Origin of the sequence: Methylobacterium sp. WL119 (genome assembly GCF_008039875.1) — a bacterium.
GTDB lineage: Bacteria > Pseudomonadota > Alphaproteobacteria > Rhizobiales > Beijerinckiaceae > Methylobacterium.
In genome coordinates, this window is record NZ_VRUU01000101.1 from 1 (window position 1) to 16,841 (window position 16,841).

The window sequence follows — 16,841 nt, forward strand, 5'->3', positions numbered from 1 at the left end:
GGCCGCCATCAAACGCTTCATCGCCGAGAGCAACGGCAATCCGAAGCCCTTCGTCTGGACCGCCGACCCGGATCGCATCATCCAGGCCGCAAAGCGCGGGCACCAAGTGTTAGACTCGTACCACTAGCGCAGATGCCACAGGTTTAGCGCTAAATCATATTGATCAAATTACAAACGCCTTCAACAATCTAGAAAGCCAGATAGGCTCTGCTAACTCCAATGTATTGAACTCAGTTGGCGATTATTTGAGTAAATCTATCGATACATTGAACAGTATAGCTACTGCAGAGCCTCCTTAATCTAATCCGGGAACAGTTTTACAGAGTACAGAAAACCAAACAAATTCGACAATAGCTAGTAATACAAACATTACAGCCTTGTCGGCAACGGCGGATGATCCAGCCTCAAACCCAACAGTGATATGGACAGATGCGAGTGGAACCACGCATGCGTTTATTTCCGCTCAAACAGCGACCATCAATGCCAGCAATGAAGAAATCGATGTTGCTTCTGGTGCTTCCGTTACTATAAATTGCTCAAATAATCATATTCAAGCTCTGGGAGACAGTGGAACAACAGTCGTCGTGGATGGAAAAGAAAACACAATAGACGGAGACAACGGCAGCGATATTGTCAACCTACTTGGTGTTGGAACTACGGCTACCGTCAACGGTGGCGGCACTGTCGGCCTTATCAACAACCAGCAGACCTTGACGCTCGGCGACAGCGGCTCGACCGTCAACACCGCGCCCGGGGTCGTGAACGAGGTCATCAGTGGATCGGGTGAAGGCATCAACCTCACCGCCAACTCGGCCGCGAACATCGACGGCTCTGGTAATACGATCAATCTCAACACCGGCGACAGCATTGCCGTCCATGGCGGGGGAAACACCATCAACGGGGGCGCCGACGAACGCATCTACGTCGGAAATACAGACGGTAATCCCGACACACTCAATGTCAGCGATGACCGCGAGAATTCGGATGCGATCGATCACCAGACCACCGGGATCTTCTTCGGCCCCCAAACGCAGGCGTCTCTCAACGGAACAGGAGATGGATACTCGCTGGCGCCAGGAGATCAGATTTCAACTCCCAGTCCGGCTGATGCAATGAGCGATTACGAGGGTAATGCTCCGTACGACAATGCCTATTACAGCAATGAAGGAGATCCAAGCTATCTGGGGGATGGCTTCGATCCCGACGGCGGTGACGGTGGTGACTACGGGGACGGCGGCGACGACGGTTCATTTGGTGGCATTGATGACCCGCTGATCCTCAACCTCGCCCATGACGGCGTTCAGACCGTGAACGCCGACCATTCGCCCGCGCGCTTCGATATGGGGAACGACGGCCGCCGGGTTCAGACAGGATGGGGAACGCCAGGCGAAGGCTATCTCGTCGACCTTCCGAGCGGTGCCCAGACCCCGACCGATGCTGCCGATCTCGTGCCGACCTTCGAAGCCCTACGAGCCGCGGATACGAACCATGACAGCGTGCTCGATGCGCATGATGCGGGCTGGAGCAACCTGAAGGTCTGGGTCGATGCGTCCGGGACCGCGGTATCGGACCCCGGTTCGCTCCACTCCCTGGGCGATCTGGGCATCGTGTCTATCGATCTGAACGCCACGCCGGATGGTCGCCCCGATCACGGAAACACGATCTTGGCCGACGGGAGGTTCACGTGGGCCGACGGCTCTCGCGGCGACATCGCGGACGTCGCCTTGCGGTTCCGGACGAACCCGTCGCCGGTCTCGAACGGCGCGGCCGCCATCGATCCCGGAACCCAGACGCAGGCGTCGCAGCTCGTCGCGGCGCTGTCGACCTTCGGCGTCAGCCCGGCTGCCGAAAGCACGGTGCAGACCGCCCCGCCATCGGGTCAAATCGCCCTGACGGTCGATCCGACCGCCGCGCAAGCGCGCAGGCTGGCGGCCTAGGCTGTCCGGAATGGCGTCTCCCAGCGGCCGCGTCCTCCAGCGTCTGCTCGGCCGTGACGATCACCTCGGCGGTGCGGGCGGCGAGCGCCTTGCCGGCTTCCGAGGAGCCGGCCTGCACCACGACCGGATGCCCCTGCGGCGCACGCGGCACGTTGAGGGGGCCGCGCACCGAAACATGCGCCCCCTCGTGCGCGTGGAGGTGCAGCCTTTCGGGATCGAAGAAGCGCCCGGATTCGCGATCGCGCACGAAGGCGTCGTCCGCGTAGGAATCCCACAGGCCGCGCACGACATCGACGAACTCCTCCGCCCTGGCGGATCGGTTGGCATGGGCGAGGTGGCTCGCGTGGCTGAAATTCCAGGCCTCGCGCGGGTCGGCGGAGGTAACGAGGTTCCAGCCCGCGCGGCCGCCGCTCAGATGGTCGAGGAAGGCGAACTTGCGCGCGACGTGGAACGGCTCGTTGTAGGTCGTGGACGCGGTCGCCACGAGGCCGATGCGCTCCGTGACCGCCGAGAGGTGAGACAGCAGGGTCAAGGGCTCGAACTGGCCGACATAGCGGATCGCCGTCCGGCTCAGGGCGTCGAGGTCGTCGCCGCGGACGCTGACCCCGTCGGCGAGGAGGATCAGGTCGAACTTCGCCGCCTCGGCCGTGCGGGCGATCTGCCGGTCATGGGCGGCGTTGATCCCGGCATCGGCCTGCAACGACGGATGCCGCCTGCGGCGACATGGTGTCCGCCGGGATACAGGAACGCGCCCAGGCGCATGCGGTCGCGGCGTCCCATGCCCGTCGCCGCCTCACGCCGATCCGACGCGATATTGGCGCGGCGGCGCCGCGCCGGAGATCGCGAAGGCGCCGACGGAGCGGTCCCGGTAGATCCGCGGATTGTGCGAGGCGATGGTGCGGGCGTTGCGCCAGTAGCGATCGAGCCCGGTTCCGACCTTGACCGCGGAGGCGCCGAGCGCGTCGAACAGGCAGGTCGTCGCGGTCAGGATCAGGTCGGTGACCACGCCGACCGCCTGGTTGACCTCGACATCGGCGAGCGTCGCCTGTCGCTCCGCATCCGGCGATCCGGCACGGTGCGCGTCGTAAACCCTCTGCAGCGCCTCGGCGGCCTTGAGCACGATCGCGCCCGCCGCGTAGGCGTTGGCCCGAACGCGGCCCACGACCGCCTGGATCTGCGGATCGTCGGCCGTCCGCCCGGCATTGCCGTGGCTGTAGACGCGGGTCCGCTCGGCCACCAGCCGCGCCACGTCGTCGGCCGCAGCCCGGCCGACGCCCGCCAGCGTCGCCAGGTGCACGAGCTGGAAGAACGCCATGGCATAGGGGAAGCGGGCGGGATCGGGCTTGATCAGGCCCGGATCGAGCACCACGCCCTCGAAGGTCGCGGTGCCGCTGGCGGTGAGCGCCTGCCCGAATCCGTCCCAATCGTCGACGATGGTCACGCCGGGCGCGCGCGCGGGCACCGCCGCGGTGACCGGGCCGCCCGCTTCGTCCTCGGCCGAGAGGTGGATGTAGTCCGCGAACAGCGAGCCGGTCGTGTAGAATTTCCGGCCATCCACCACATGGGCGCCGTCACGCCGGCGCACCACCGTGTCGAAGGCGCCGACCTTGGCCGGCCCCGTTTCCGAGACGCCGCTGCCGATGGTCTCGCCGGCTCCGATCCGCCCGATCCAGGCCGCGCGCCATTCCGGCGACGACGAGCAGAGCGCATCCTCGGTGAAGCCGAAATGGGCCCGGAGCGCATTGGTGACATTGGAATCCGCGGCCGATAGCTCGACCAGCAGGGCGAACAGCTCGGGCAGGCTCGCGCCGTGGCCGCCCTCGGCCGGCGCGAGGCGCAGGGTGGTGAAGTTGGCTTCCCGCAACCAGCCGATCTCGGCATGAGGCAGGCGACGGCTGCGGTCCCGCTCGATCGCCGTGGCGCGGATCTCGGCGAGGACCGGGCGGAACCGGTCCGCGAGCTCTTCGTAGCGCCCGCTCGGCCCCGCACCCCAGCCTGCATCCGTCTGAGACATGAACACGATTTCCCGATTCCGGCCGACTGCGCGACAGAGTGACCGATAAATCGATGAATTGCCCTCCGACCTCAAGCCGAGCATCGTGCAAGCACATGTTTTTGGAATGTCTGCCCTGGCTTTGAGGAGGACAAGGTAATTTCGTTTCGATCTGTGCCGACAGGAAAGAAGACGGTTTCCCAGTCCAGATCTGGATCATCAAGCTTGGACCGATCGCTCGGCAGGATCTCAGTATTGTCCGTATACCGCCGCTCACGAACAGACAGGAGACGTATGCTCTCCGACAAGCCGATCGAAGAAGGCGCTTCCACGCATCCGGGGAAAATCGAAACCGTGGTTTCTTGATCCGACGCCCTTGCTCGACTTCAATACGCGAGCCGGCGAGCGGCGGGCGGGCCCGAGACGGCGTGGCCGCCGCCGTATCGGCCTCTCTCCCGCCTTCCAGCCGATGTGCGAGCCTTCGATGACCGACGAGACCCCGTGGCGGATCGCGCCCTCCCGCCGTTCGCTCCTCCGCACCGGGCTCGGCGGAGCCGCTGCCCTGGCGCTCGGTGCGCCGGCCGTACGCGCGGCGCCGCGCGAGGTGAAGATCAGCATGCAGCGCTCGTCGGTGCTGTTCACGGTGCTGAAGGTGAAGGGCACGCTCGCCGAGCGGCTCGCCCCGCTGGGCTTCACGCCGTCCTGGCACCTGTTCACCAGCGTGATCGAGCCGATGAATGCCGGCGCCGTGGATATTCATGCGGACGTCGCCGACGCCGTGCCGATCTTCACCCAGTCGGCCAAGGCGCCGCTCACCTTCTACGCCCGCGAGCGGGGCGCGCCCGCGGCCGAGGCGATCATCGTCCCGGCCGGGTCCCCGATCCGGACCGTGGCCGAACTGAAGGGCAAGACGGTCGGCGTCTCCCGCGGCTCGGGGAGCCATTACGTGCTGGCCGCCGCGCTCAGGCGCGCCGGCCTGACGTTCGCCGACATCAAGCCCGCCTACCTCCAGGCGCCGGACGGAGCCGTCGCCTTCGATCAGGGCAGCCTCGACGCCTGGTCGATCTGGGACCCGTTTCTGGCCTTCGCGGAGGCCAAGCGCCCGGTGCGGGTCATCGCCGACGGCGGCGGGCTGACGAGCTACCACCGCTATTATCTGGCGAACGACAGCTTCGTCGCGGCACAGCCCGAGGTGGTGGCGACCGTCTACCGCTCCCTGGTGGAGGCCGGTGCCTGGATGAAGGCGAACCCGGAGGCGGCCGTGGCGCTGCTCGCCCCGATCTGGGGCGACCTGCCGCCCGCGGTCGTCGCCGCAGCCAACAGCCGCCGGACCTACGCCGTCGAGCCGGTGGAGCGCGCCCAGCTCGGCGAGCAGCAGGCCATCGCCGACGTGTTCTACGAGGCCAAGCTCATCCCGCGCCGGATCGACGCCACCGACGTGCCGATCTTCCAGCCCCCCGTCGGCCGGGGCTGACGCCGTGGCCCATGCTCCCCGTTTCGGCATCTGGGCCGCCGTCCACGGCTCCCGCGCCTCCCACCACGATCCCGACGAGCCGGACGATGCCGGCTGGGAGCGCAACCGCGCCCTGGTGCTCGAGGCGGAGGCGCTCGGCTTCGACGCGGTGCTGGTCGCCCAGCACACGATGAACCCCTACGATTCCGGGCGCGACCAGCTCGAGGCCTGGACCGGAGCGGCGGCGCTCGCGGCGCTGACCCGGCGCATCGAGATCATCGCGGCGATCAAGCCGGGACTGTACCACCCGGTGGTGCTCGCCAAGATGGCGCTGCAGATCGAGCATATCAGCGGCGGGCGCTTCGCCCTGAACCTGGTGAATGCGTGGAACAAGGCGGAGTTCGAGCGGGCCGGCCTGCCCTTTCCGGCCCATGACGACCGCTACGCCTACGGCCGCGAATGGATCGGCCTCGTGGACCGGCTGATGCGCGGGGAGACCGTGACCTTCGCGGGTGCGCACTTCCAGGTCGAGGAGTATCGGCTCCGCCCGGCCGGCACCTTCCGGCCGCGGCCGACCATCTATCTCGGCGGCGAATCCGAGCCGGCCCGGGCGTTGGCGGCCGACCACGCCGACGTGTGGTTCATCAACGGCCAACCGCTGCGGGACGTCGCGGCCTTGATCGCCGACCTGCGCCAGCGTCCCGCCGCCAACGGCCCCTTGCGCTACGGGCTTTCGGCCTTCGTGATCGCCAGGGACACCGATGCCGAGGCGCAAGCCGAGCATGCCCGCCTCCTCGCCCTCGCAGAGCGCGACGCGCCGTTGCGGGCCGACACCCGCGCCCGGACCGATCAGGCGAGCGTGATGTTCGCCAAGACCGATGCCGCCGCCTCGCGGCACGTCGGAACCAATGGCGGCACCGCCGCCGGGCTGGTCGGCAGCTACGACACGGTGGCCGAGCGCATCCGCGCCTTCCACGCCGCCGGCATCGACCTGTTCATGCTGCAGTTCCAGCCGTTCGAGGCGGAGATGCGCCGCTTCGCCGAGCAGATCCTGCCGCGCGTGCGCTGAACCGGAGACCATCGATGAGCGGCCGCCAGCTGCACCTCAACGTCAACCTGCTGCATTCGGGCGTCTACCCGTCCGCCTGGCGCCTGCCGGACAGCCGGCCAGACGCCTTCGTCGACATCGACCACTTCGTGCGCGTCGCTCGGATCGCGGAGCGCGGCAAGCTCGACGCGATCTTCCTGGCCGACACGCCCGCGATCAACGACCGGATCGACCACCGGCCGTTCAACGCCCTCGAGCCGACCGTGGTGCTCGCGGCCGTGGCGGCGGCGACGCGCCATGTCGGCCTCGTGGCCACCGCCTCGACGACCTACAACGAGCCCTACAACCTCGCCCGCCGCTTCGCGAGCCTCGACCTCGTGAGCCGCGGCCGGGCCGGGTGGAACGTGGTGACGACGGCCGATGCCGCCGCCGGCCGCAACTTCGGCTTCGCGGGCGCCTCGGCGCACGGCGCGCGCTATGCCCGGGCGCGGGAGTTCACCGACCTCGTCCACGCCCTGTGGGACAGCTGGGAGGACGACGCGTTCGTCGGCGACAGGGCGAGCGGCCGCTTCGTCGACGCCGCCAAGGTCCACGCCGTGAAACATCGCGGCACGCACTATTCGGTCGCCGGGCCGCTCACGGTGCCGCGCAGCCCGCAGGGACGCCCGATGACCTTCCAGGCCGGCGGTTCGGAGGATGGGCGCGAGCTCGCCGCCGCCACCGCCGACGCGGTGTTCTCCCTGGCCCAGACGATCGAGGACGGCGCCGCCTACGCCCGCGACCTGCGCGCGCGGGCAGCGCGCTACGGACGGGGGGCCGACGCGCTGGTCGTCCTGCCGGGCCTCGCCACCGTGATCGGCTCCACCGAAGCCGAGGCGCGGCGGCGCCAGGACGCGCTCTGGGACCTCGTGCCGGTGGAGTACAGCCTCGCGCGCCTCGCGGGCACGCTGCGGATCGATCCTGCCCGCCTCGACCTCGACAAGCCGCTGCCCGATCCGCTGCCGCTGCCGCCGGATGCCAACCACACGATGTTCCTCGGCACCGTCGCGCTCGCGCGCCGAGACGCGCTGACGGTACGCCAGCTCCTGCGGGCCCTGGGCGGCGGCGTCGGCCACCGCATCGTCGCGGGCACGCCGGAGGCGATCGCCGACGACATCGAGGCCTGGTTCCGGGCCGGCGCGGCGGACGGCTTCAACCTGATGCCGGACGTGCTTCCGGACGGCCTGGAGACCTTCGTGGACGCGGTCGTGCCGATCCTCCAGCGGCGCGGCCTGTTCCGGCGCGACTACGCCGGGACCACCCTGCGGGATCATCTCGGCCTCGCGCGCCCTGCCAGCCGCTTCGCCGCGACGGGGGCCGCCGCTTCGGCGTGAGCCCCGTCGCGGCAAGGGGCCGGGAGAACATCGCTATCCTCCCGCCGCGAAACACGGCGACGATCCCCTTCGAACGGGCCGAAATTCGGCAATCGCTGCTCTTGATGCGAGACCTTCGTTTCGAGATACCAAGACCAGTCTTCATCATCGAAATTCCATCGAAAAGCGTGCGCCGTGCCTGCATCGACCCGTCGCGTCTTCCTGTCCGGCGCCCTGGCCCTTTGCGTCGGGCCGGCCCGCGCCGCGTCGGCGCCCCTGCGGGTCGTGGCCTCCTCGCTGCCGCATGCGGAGATCCTCGAATTCGTCGGCGACACGCTCGCCCCCGACCTGCCGCTGAAGGTGATCGAGATCTCGGGCGATCTGCGCCCGAACGCCCTGCTGCGTGACGGCGACGCCGACGCCAACTTCTTCCAGCACGTCCCCTTCCTCCGCTCGGAGGAGGCCGCCATGGGGATGCGCTTCGCCGTCGTGGCGGCGGTGCATGTCGAGCCACTGGGATTGTACAGCCGCCGGGCCAAGGCGCTCGCGGATCTGCCGGCCGGCGGGGTCGTCTCCCTGTCGAACAACGTCTCGAACACCCACCGCGGGCTGTCGCTGCTTCAGGCCAACGGCCTGATCCGGCTGCGGGCGACGGAGGCGGACGTGAACGCGACGGTGGACGACATCGTCGAGAACCCGAAGAGCTTCCGGTTCGTCGAGATCGCGCCCCCGCAACTGCCGCGCTCCCTCGACGACGTGGCGCTCGCGGTCATCAACGGCAACTACGCGCTGGAAGCGGGGCTGGAGCCTGCGCGGGATGCGCTGGCGCTCGAACGGGCCGAGGGCAACCCCTACGCGAACGTCCTCGTCACGACGGAGGGCCTGGCGAAGGATCCCCGCGTGTTGCGCCTCGGAACCCTGCTGACCTCGGCCGAGGTCGCGGATTTCATCCGCAAACGCTACCGCGGCTCGGTCGTCCCCGTCCGCCCGTCCTGACCGGCACGGCCCAGGCGAGGCCGCTCCGGCCCACCGATCGACCCTCTGCCCCCTCATCCCCGCCCGCTGCCCCGGCTTCGCCGGGCCGAGCGACAGGAGTCCACGACCGATGCGCTTCCTGAAGACTTTCGCCGTCGTTCTCTTGTCCATGGGCGCGATGGCGGCCCAGGCCGAGACCTTGAAGATCGGCACCGTGCCGGGCGCCTACAGCGACGCCGTCACCGCGGCCGCCAAGGAGGCCAAGGCGCAGGGCATCGACGTGAAGGTGATCGAGTTCAGCGACTGGACGACGCCCAACGTCGCCCTCGACGGGGGCGACATCGATCTGAACTTCTTCCAGCATCGTCCCTTCATGGAGAACGCCGCGAAGCAGAAGGGCTACCGGTTCGACATCGTCGGGCTCGGCATCCTGCAGAACATCGGCCTGTTCTCGCTCAAGCATAAGAGCCTCGACCAGGTCCCGGTGGGGGGCAAGGTCGCCATCGCCAACGATCCGGTGAACCAGGGCCGAGGCCTGCTGCTGCTGCAGAAGGCCGGCCTCATCAAGCTCAAGGACGATGTCGGCTTCCTCGGCACCGTCGACGACATCGTCGAGAACCCGAGGACGCTGAAATTCACCGAGGTCGAGGGGCCGCAACTGGTGCGGATCACCGGCGATGTCGATCTCGCGCAGGGGTATCCGCATTTCATCGTCGCCGCCGGTGCCTTCGATCCGACGAGCGGGCTGATCTATTCCGGGATCGAGGACAAGCTCTTCGCGGTGAGCTTCGTCACGAAGGCCGCTCGCAAGGACGATCCGACGATCCGGAAATTCGTCCAGATCTTCCAGAACTCCGAGGCCGTGAAGCAGCAGATCGACAAATCCTTTGCCGGCAGCGACAAGCTGTACCTGCTCGCGTGGCAGAACTGACGATGGCGAGCTTGGCTCTGGACAGTCTCGGATCGATCGATCCGGCCGCGCCGAAGGCGACGGGCGCAAACGCGGTCCCGGTGGCCCGGGAAGACGCGGCCCGGCGCGGCGTCGGCACGGTGCGGTTCGAGAACGTCGCGAAGACCTATCGCTCCGCGGGCGGCGAGGTCCGCGCCCTCGACGACGTCAGCCTCGACGTCTCGTCCGGCGCGATCTTCGGCATCATCGGCCGCTCGGGTGCCGGCAAGTCGACCCTGCTCCGGACTGTCAACCGGCTGGAGGAGCCCACATCGGGCCGCGTGCTGGTCGACGGCGAGCCCATCGAGGCCCTGCGCACGGACGGTCTCGTGGCCCTGCGCCGCCGCATCGGCATGATCTTCCAGCACTTCAACCTCCTGTCGGCCAAGACCGTCCGGCAGAACGTGGCCCTGCCGCTCAAGGTGGCCGGCGTCGTCAGGGCGGAGGTCGACCGGCGGGTCGCGGAGGCGCTGCGCCTCGTCGGCCTGGAGGGCAAGGCCGAGACCTATCCGTCGCGCCTCTCGGGCGGGCAGAAGCAGCGCGTCGGCATCGCCCGCGCCCTGGTCAGCGACCCCGAGATCCTGCTCTGCGACGAGGCGACCTCGGCGCTGGACCCGGAGACCACCCTGTCGATCCTCGGCCTGCTGCGGCACATCAACCGGCGGCTCGGCCTGACCATCATCCTCATCACCCACGAGATGAGCGTGATCCGCGAGATCTGCACCGACGTCGTCGTGCTGGAAGCCGGGCGGATCGCCGAATCCGGCCCGGTCTGGCGCGTGTTCGGCGCGCCCGAGCACCCGGCGACCCGGGCGCTGCTGGCGCCCCTCACCCGCGACGTGCCGGACGACCTGGCGCAGCGGCTCCTGTCGCATCCCGCGCCGGGCGCGCAGGCCGTGCTGCGGATCACCTATGCCGGGCGTTCCGCGCCCGACCTGTCGGCCCTCGTCGCGGCGACGGGGGGATCGGTGCGGCTTCTGCAGGCGGGCGTCGAGCGCATCCAGGGGCATGCCGTCGGCCGCCTGCTGATCGCCGCCGAGGGGATGCAGGCGGAGGCCCGGCTGAGGGCCATCGGGGAAACCGTCGAGGGGATCGGCTATGTCGCCGCAGATGATTGACCGCCTCTGGCAGGCGGCGTTCGACACGATGTTCATGGTGGGGGTCTCGGCGGGGATCGCGGTGGTCGCCGGCATCCCGCTCGCGCTGTTCCTCGTCACCTCCGGGCCGGGCGGCATCTTCCCGGCGCCGCCGGCGAACCACTTGGTCGGCCTCGTCGTGAACGGCTTCCGCGCCGTGCCCTTCATCGTGCTGCTGGTCGCGCTGATCCCGTTCACCCGGCTCGTCGTCGGAACCACGATCGGCGTCTGGGCCGCCATCGTGCCGCTGGCGGTGAGCGCGACGCCGTTCTTCGCGCGGATCGCCGAGGTCTCGCTGCGGGAGGTCGATCCCGGGCTGGTCGAGGCGGCCCAGTCCATCGGCTGCCGCCGTCGCCACATCCTGCTCCACGTGCTGCTGCCCGAAGCCCTGCCGGGGATCGTCGGCGGCTTCACCATCACCGTCGTGTCGATGATCGGCGCGTCGGCCGTGGCCGGTGCGGTCGGCGCGGGCGGGCTCGGCGACGTGGCGATCCGCTACGGCTACCAGCGCTTCGACACGACCGTGATGTCGGTGGTGATCGCGATCCTGATCGTTCTCGTCTGCCTCGTGCAATTCACGGGCGACAGCGTCGTGCGGAGGCTCCGGGCGCGATGAGCGACGGCCGAAAGCAGATCCGGCTCAACGCGTTCAACATGAACTGCGTCGGCCACATCAACCACGGCCTGTGGACCCACCCGCGCGACCGCTCGGCCGCGTACAACACCCTGCGCTACTGGACGGACCAGGCGAAGCTTCTGGAGCGCGGCCTGTTCGACGGGCTGTTCATCGCCGACATCCTCGGCGTCTACGACATCTACGGCGGCGGCATCGACGTGACGGCGCGGGAAGCCGTGCAGCTGCCGGTGAACGACCCGACGCTGATCGTTCCGGCCATGGCCGCGGTGACGGAGCATCTCGGCTTCGGCATCACGCTCAACGTCTTCGCGGAGGCGCCCTACACCTTCGCCCGGCGCCTCTCGACGCTGGACCATCTCACCGGCGGGCGGGTCGGCTGGAACATCGTCACCGGCTACCTCGAGAGCGCCCATCGCGGCCGGGGCGAGGCGCTTCCGGCGCACGACAGGCGCTACGATTACGCCGACGAGTATCTCGAGGTGCTCTACAAGCTCTGGGAAGGAAGCTGGGACGACGCGGCGGTGCGCCGGGATCGCGAGGCGCGGGTGTTCAGCGATCCGGCGCTGATCCGGCCGGTCTCCCATCGCGGCGAGTTTCTGGCGGTCGACGGCTACCACCTGTGCGAACCCTCGCCCCAGCGGACGCCCGTGCTCTACCAGGCGGGCGCCTCCGGCCGCGGCCGGGCCTTCGCCGGACGGCACGCCGAGTGCGTGTTCATCTCGGCGCGCGACAAGACGTCGGCCCGCGATTCGGTCCGCGCGATCCGCGCCGAGGCCGCCGCCGCCGGGCGCGACCCGCAGGACGTGAAGGTGTTCATCGGCATCGCCGCCATCCCCGGCCGCACCCGTGCCGAGGCGGAGGACAAGCGCGCCGAGTACATGCGCTACGCCAGCGCCGAGGCCGGGCTCGCCCACTTCTCCGCCTCCACCGGCATCGATTTCGCCCGCTACGGCCTCGACGAGCCGATCCCCTACGCCCCGGGCAACGCGATCCAGTCGGCCACCGCCGCGGCGGCCAAGCGCGGGCTGACCAAGCGCGACCTGCTCTCGGAAATGGGCCTCGGCGGCCGCTACGCGGTGCTGACCGGCGACGCCGCGTCCATCGCCGACGAGCTGCAATCCTGGGTCGAGGAGGGCGAGGTGGACGGGTTCAACCTCAGCCGCCTCGTCGTGCCGGAAAGCTTCTCGGATTTCATCGACCTCGTGATCCCCGAGCTCCAGGACCGCGGCCTGTACAAGACCGCCTACACGCCGGGCTCGCTCAGAAACAAGCTGTTCGGCCAGGGCGACCGCCTGCCCGCCCGCCACGCCGCACACGCCTATCGCGGCGCCGCCGCGCTCGGAGGCTGACCGCAGGCGTCCTGCCGCCATTCCGAAGAGCCCGGCTGCGACAACAGCGAGGCTCGGATGGCCGGCCCCCTTCCGGCCGGATCGAGGCGAGTCCCCCGCGATGGATCTCACGGGTCGCCGGCGCCCTCGCCCGCGACGCCGGCCGGCCTGCCGCCGGACGACATGACGTATCGCCCACGATCACGGTGGCGGTCCTGCGGAACGAGCGGCGCGGCGAAGCGAAACGGGGACCGGCAAGCCGCGATCAGGTCGCCGCCTCATCCTCGCCCCAGCGACGCAGCGCCCGGACATGCGGCCGCAGCAGCGTGATGCCGAGAAGCGAGATGCCCGCGAGCGTCGTGCCGAACAGCGCGATCGGCAGCCACGCCCCACCCGAGGCTTCCGCCAGCACCGTGCCGACGATCGGCGTCAGGCCCCCCGCCACCGCGCCGCTGAACTGGTAGCCGATCGAGATGGCGGTGTAGCGCACCCGGGTCGGGAAGGCGCCGGCGACGTAGCCGGCCACCACCGCGTAGAAGCTCGCGATACCGAGCTGGATCAGGCACAGGCCCAGCGTGATCGCGGCGAACGAGCGCGTCTCCAGCAACAGGAACAGCGGGTAGGGCGTGACGATGCACCAAAGGAGCGAGAGCTGGAGGAAGCGGCTCTCGTCGCCGAGCCGCTCGGCCACGCGCGCGGCCACCGGCTGGACGACGAACTGCACCCCGGCGGTGATCAGAAGGGCATCGAGGATCACCGCGCGCTCGATATGCAGGTACTGCACGGCGTAGGTGATCAGGAACACCTGGTAGAGATACACCGAGGCGATGGCGAAGGTGTTGGCGGCGATCGCCATCAGCAGCGGGCCGCGCTGCGTGCGCAGCACCTCCGGGATCGGCGCCGCCCGGGCGAGCGCCTCCCGATCGGCCGCCCGCGCGGCCTGGAACGCCGGCGATTCCGCGACGCCGAGCCGGATGACGAACCCCACCGCCAGGAGCACGACGCTGGCAAGGAACGGCAGGCGCCAGCCCCAGGCGAGGAACGCCTCCTTGTCCATCAGCCCGGCCAGGCGGAACGCCAGCAGCGAGAGGATCTGCCCGGCCGGGCTGCCGAGCTGGGCGAAGGAGGCGAAGTACGTGCTACGCCCGCGGGGGGCGTGCTCGGCGGCGAGCAGCACGGCGCCGCCCCACTCGCCGCCGACCGCGATGCCCTGGAAGAGGCGCAGCAGCACCAGGGCAACCGGAGCCCAGATGCCGGCCGAGGCGTAGGTCGGCAGCAGCCCGATCGCGCTGGTGGCCAGCCCCATCATGACGAGCGTGGCGATGAGTGCGCGCTTGCGCCCGAAGCGGTCGCCGAGGTGGCCGAAGATGAGGCCGCCGGCCGGCCGCGCCAGGAAGCCGACCGCGAAGGCGCCGAACGCGGACAGCGTGCCGAGGAACGGGGTCTCGCCCGCGAAGAACAGCGGGCCGAACACCAGCGCAGCGGCGACGCCGTAGATGAAGAAGTCGTACCACTCGATGGTCGTGCCGATGAAGGCGGCGACCGCGGCGCGGCGCGACTGATCGGCGACGCCCGCGGAGGGAGTGGGTGACGCCTGCATGTCCGCTCCGCGACCAGGGGCCGAGCGCGCATCACCCGGCTGGTCATCAGGTCACGACCGCCGCCGCCGCGCAAGCCGGGGTCGCCGCGCAGCATCAGGCCATCGACCGCATCGGCGACCCGACGATGATCGATGTCGCGTCGCACGAAGCCGGTGAGCACGGTGCGCCACCTTGGCATCCAGACGGCCGCCTATGCCGGCATTCCCGCGGCGAACGGCGCGTTCCGTTGGCTGCAGGGCGGGCGTCGTCCGATCGAGCACCGGGCTGCCCTCACGGGCATCCTGTTCGGGCCGCGCACGGGGCTGCCGTGGGAAATTTCGCTGCGGCGGGCGATCCGGACCGGGCATCCCGCGGGCGGCGGCTAGGACTTGTCCGGCTCGGTCGAGGGGGCGGCGAGGGCGCCCACGCCGTTGCCCATCTCCAATCCCCGGTGGGGCGGCACGCCGCTCGGCAGCACGGGCGCGGTCGCGGGCTCGTCCCGCACCTGCCCCAGGCCGGCTTCGACCTCCTGGATGAGGTCGGCGAACTTGTACGGCTTGCTGAGCAGGCGCGTCCCCGGCGGCAGCGCGCTGCGAAGATCCGCGCCCGCGCCCGAGGTGACGATGATGCCGACGCCGGGCCAGCGGTGGTGGACGAGATGGACGAGGGCGACGCCGTCGCCGACGATGCTGCGCCCCGTGATCAGCATGCGGACGGTGTCCGGTCCCTGGAGCACCGCCAGCGCCTCAGCGGCGGTGCCGACCTCGATGGCCCGGTAGCCGAGATCGGTCAGCATGTCGGCGGTGACCATGCGGACGAGCTGGTCCGCCTCCGCGATGAGGATGGCGAGAGGCCTGCCGTCACCGATCATCGAATACGCTCCTGATGTCCGTCTCAAGGTCGTCAAGACGAGGAGCTGCGGAGCACTCCGGCATGGCGATGGCCGCTCCGAAGAGTTCGAAGCCGCGAACTCTGATACCGCACCCGACGAAAACCTCCTAATCCGGGTGCGATCGGAATCCTCGGTGCGCCAAGTCCGATCGCGCATGGCGGAAGGCAATATCCGGCCGGCCGAACCCTGCTCGGATGCGGGCGGTCGGGACGGGGATGGAGCGTCGGCGGGCGCGGCGGTTCCGACGTCAGGCAACGACCGGTCCGTACGCCGCGGTCGCGGTTCCGGAGGGGAGACGGCGTGCCTGCGAGCCCGCTCCGCCTTCTGCCGAAGGGTCAGCGCGGCCACCTTCGCTTGGCGGCGGAGCGAACGGGCCTGCTCCAGCCGATGCCGGAACGCTTCCGGCCCCCGCCTCGAACGCTCGCCCCGAACTTCGTCTCGCCCGCCGCGTCCCCTGCCGGGAAAAATCTTTTCGGCCCGACTAGACGACCGGTCTAATCCGAGCTATCTCCCGGTCATGGCACGCGTCACCGCACAGACCGACACCCGCCAGGGCATCCTCGACACCGCCTACGGCCTCGTGGGCGCCAAGGGGTTCTCCGGGGTCGGGCTCAACGAGATCCTCGCTTCGGCCGGCGTGCCGAAGGGATCGTTCTACCACTACTTCGGCTCGAAGGAGGCGTTCGGCGAGGCGCTTCTGGAGGACTACTTCGACACCTACCTCGCCGAGCTCGACGCGATGCTGGCCGAGCCGAGCCTGAGCCAGGCCGACCGCCTGATGACCTACTGGCGGAAGTGGCAGGCGACGCAAGGGGGCATCGACGACCGGCGCAGGTGCCTGGCGGTGAAGCTCGCGGCGGAGGTCTCGGACCTGTCCGAGGCCATGCGCCTCGCCCTGAAGGCAGGCACCGCCGGGATCATCGAACGCCTGTCGCGAGCGATCGCGGCCGGCGTGGCGGAGGGCTCGCTCACGATCGCGAGCGAGCCGCACACGACCGCCGAGGACCTGTATCACGTCTGGCTCGGCGCCAGCCTGATGGCGAAGATCGGGCGGACCGACGCCCCGTTCGAGGCCGCCCTGGGCACGACGCGGCGCATCCTCGGCCTCGCGTCGCACTGATCATCCCCTCGGCGCCGGCAACGGCACGCGTGGCTGCGCAAAACCAAGACGACCGGTCTACTCTGATCCTCATCATTCCCCTGGGCCGGCGGGGGGAACGCGAACCGGAAGGAGAAAATCGATGCCTCACCACACCAAGACGCTGGCCGCCGCCCTCCTCGCAGCCGCCGGCCTGACGGCCCTCCCGGGCGCCACCACGGACGCGACGGCGCAGGAGCGGATCACCCTGGGGCCATCGGCGCCGTCCGCATGGCCCGGTTCGAGGAGGTCCGCGGCACGAATGCGGAACTCCGCCCCGCGCAGGCGGCCCCGGCCCGCGACCCGGCCGCGGAACGCGCCGCCAAGGCGCGGTAGCACCGCCAAGGCGCGGTAGCGCCGGCCCGCCCCATGCCGGCCCCCGCGCGGGGAGTCCCCCTCGAGGACGTCCTCGCACCCCACCTT

13 protein-coding genes and 3 pseudogenes are annotated in these 16,841 nt (G+C 69.5%); 12 read left to right on the top strand and 4 right to left on the bottom strand.

From position 1 onward, the window contains the following. Positions 1–127 (top strand): annotated as a pseudogene (locus FV227_RS23590) (IS630 family transposase); the annotation flags it as partial. Between the two features lie 250 nt (positions 128–377). Continuing rightward, a complete protein-coding gene (locus tag FV227_RS23600) occupies positions 378–1,937 on the top strand; it encodes a hypothetical protein (protein WP_187274926.1) in 1,560 nt (519 codons plus the stop codon). A gap of 28 nt (positions 1,938–1,965) precedes the next feature. On the opposite strand, the pseudogene FV227_RS23605 reads toward FV227_RS23600, so the two are convergent. Together FV227_RS23605 and FV227_RS23610 are read right to left on the bottom strand one after the other, a co-directional pair. Beyond that, positions 1,966–2,717 (bottom strand): annotated as a pseudogene (locus FV227_RS23605) (NtaA/DmoA family FMN-dependent monooxygenase); the annotation flags it as partial. A 13-nt stretch (positions 2,718–2,730) separates the two neighbouring features. Then, the gene (locus FV227_RS23610; RefSeq protein WP_147725712.1) at positions 2,731–3,951 is read right to left on the bottom strand and encodes a monooxygenase; all 1,221 of its coding nucleotides are present in this window, start codon (positions 3,949–3,951) and stop codon (positions 2,731–2,733) included. Between the two features lie 463 nt (positions 3,952–4,414). On the opposite strand from FV227_RS23610, the gene FV227_RS23615 reads away from it, so the two are divergent. The 8 genes from FV227_RS23615 (at position 4,415) to FV227_RS23650 (ending at position 12,829) form a co-directional block, all read left to right on the top strand. Next, positions 4,415–5,404: an ABC transporter substrate-binding protein gene (locus FV227_RS23615; RefSeq protein WP_147725711.1), complete on the top strand. Its 990-nt coding sequence runs from the start codon at positions 4,415–4,417 to the stop codon at positions 5,402–5,404. A 4-nt stretch (positions 5,405–5,408) separates the two neighbouring features. Then, on the top strand, positions 5,409–6,452 hold the full coding sequence (locus FV227_RS23620) for an LLM class flavin-dependent oxidoreductase (RefSeq protein ID WP_147725710.1): 1,044 nt from the start codon (positions 5,409–5,411) through the stop codon (positions 6,450–6,452). Positions 6,453–6,466: 14 nt separating this feature from the next. Beyond that, a complete protein-coding gene (locus FV227_RS23625) occupies positions 6,467–7,804 on the top strand; it encodes an LLM class flavin-dependent oxidoreductase (RefSeq protein ID WP_147860044.1) in 1,338 nt (445 codons plus the stop codon). Positions 7,805–7,978: 174 nt separating this feature from the next. Continuing rightward, the gene (locus FV227_RS23630; RefSeq protein ID WP_246687887.1) at positions 7,979–8,779 is read left to right on the top strand and encodes a MetQ/NlpA family ABC transporter substrate-binding protein; all 801 of its coding nucleotides are present in this window, start codon (positions 7,979–7,981) and stop codon (positions 8,777–8,779) included. Positions 8,780–8,888: 109 nt separating this feature from the next. Continuing rightward, positions 8,889–9,689, top strand: coding sequence for a MetQ/NlpA family ABC transporter substrate-binding protein (locus tag FV227_RS23635; RefSeq protein WP_147860045.1), 801 nt, complete (start codon positions 8,889–8,891; stop codon positions 9,687–9,689). Positions 9,690–9,700: 11 nt separating this feature from the next. Beyond that, complete coding sequence (locus tag FV227_RS23640) at positions 9,701–10,825, top strand: ATP-binding cassette domain-containing protein (protein WP_246686653.1); 1,125 nt, start codon at positions 9,701–9,703, stop codon at positions 10,823–10,825. Then, complete coding sequence (locus tag FV227_RS23645; protein ID WP_147860046.1) at positions 10,806–11,459, top strand: methionine ABC transporter permease; 654 nt, start codon at positions 10,806–10,808, stop codon at positions 11,457–11,459. Before FV227_RS23640 ends, FV227_RS23645 begins: the two co-directional genes overlap by 20 nt. Continuing rightward, positions 11,456–12,829, top strand: a complete 1,374-nt coding sequence (locus FV227_RS23650; protein ID WP_147725707.1) for an LLM class flavin-dependent oxidoreductase — start codon at positions 11,456–11,458, stop codon at positions 12,827–12,829. The genes FV227_RS23645 and FV227_RS23650 overlap by 4 nt, the downstream gene beginning before the upstream one ends. Positions 12,830–13,073: 244 nt before the next feature. On the opposite strand, the gene FV227_RS23655 is transcribed toward FV227_RS23650, so the two are convergent. Further along, positions 13,074–14,408 (bottom strand): MFS transporter, encoded by a 1,335-nt coding sequence (locus FV227_RS23655; RefSeq protein ID WP_147860047.1) that lies wholly within the window; start codon positions 14,406–14,408, stop codon positions 13,074–13,076. Between the two features lie 234 nt (positions 14,409–14,642). Between FV227_RS23655 and FV227_RS23660 the strand changes: the two are divergent. Continuing rightward, positions 14,643–14,723 (top strand): annotated as a pseudogene (locus tag FV227_RS23660) (IS5/IS1182 family transposase); the annotation flags it as partial. A gap of 47 nt (positions 14,724–14,770) precedes the next feature. On the opposite strand, the gene FV227_RS23665 reads toward FV227_RS23660, so the two are convergent. Beyond that, on the bottom strand, positions 14,771–15,259 hold the full coding sequence (locus tag FV227_RS23665) for a response regulator (RefSeq protein ID WP_187274927.1): 489 nt from the start codon (positions 15,257–15,259) through the stop codon (positions 14,771–14,773). A gap of 538 nt (positions 15,260–15,797) precedes the next feature. Between FV227_RS23665 and FV227_RS23670 the strand changes: the two genes are divergently transcribed. After that, entirely contained in the window at positions 15,798–16,400 is a 603-nt protein-coding gene (locus tag FV227_RS23670) for a TetR/AcrR family transcriptional regulator (RefSeq protein ID WP_147860048.1), read from the top strand. The last annotated feature ends 441 nt before the right edge of the window (positions 16,401–16,841 follow it).

What these genes read in the sequence shown, in the direction of transcription:
- FV227_RS23610 (WP_147725712.1), bottom strand. Translation starts at nt 3,951, where the DNA reads ATGTCTCAGACGGATGCAGGCTGGGGTGCGGGGCCGAGCGGGCGCTAC.
- FV227_RS23615 (WP_147725711.1), top strand. Translation starts at nt 4,415, where the DNA reads ATGACCGACGAGACCCCGTGGCGGATCGCGCCCTCCCGCCGTTCGCTC.
- FV227_RS23625 (WP_147860044.1), top strand. Translation starts at nt 6,467, where the DNA reads ATGAGCGGCCGCCAGCTGCACCTCAACGTCAACCTGCTGCATTCGGGC.
- FV227_RS23635 (WP_147860045.1), top strand. Translation starts at nt 8,889, where the DNA reads ATGCGCTTCCTGAAGACTTTCGCCGTCGTTCTCTTGTCCATGGGCGCG.
- FV227_RS23645 (WP_147860046.1), top strand. Translation starts at nt 10,806, where the DNA reads ATGTCGCCGCAGATGATTGACCGCCTCTGGCAGGCGGCGTTCGACACG.
- FV227_RS23650 (WP_147725707.1), top strand. Translation starts at nt 11,456, where the DNA reads ATGAGCGACGGCCGAAAGCAGATCCGGCTCAACGCGTTCAACATGAAC.
- FV227_RS23655 (WP_147860047.1), bottom strand. Translation starts at nt 14,408, where the DNA reads ATGCAGGCGTCACCCACTCCCTCCGCGGGCGTCGCCGATCAGTCGCGC.
- FV227_RS23665 (WP_187274927.1), bottom strand. Translation starts at nt 15,259, where the DNA reads ATGATCGGTGACGGCAGGCCTCTCGCCATCCTCATCGCGGAGGCGGAC.
- FV227_RS23670 (WP_147860048.1), top strand. Translation starts at nt 15,798, where the DNA reads ATGGCACGCGTCACCGCACAGACCGACACCCGCCAGGGCATCCTCGAC.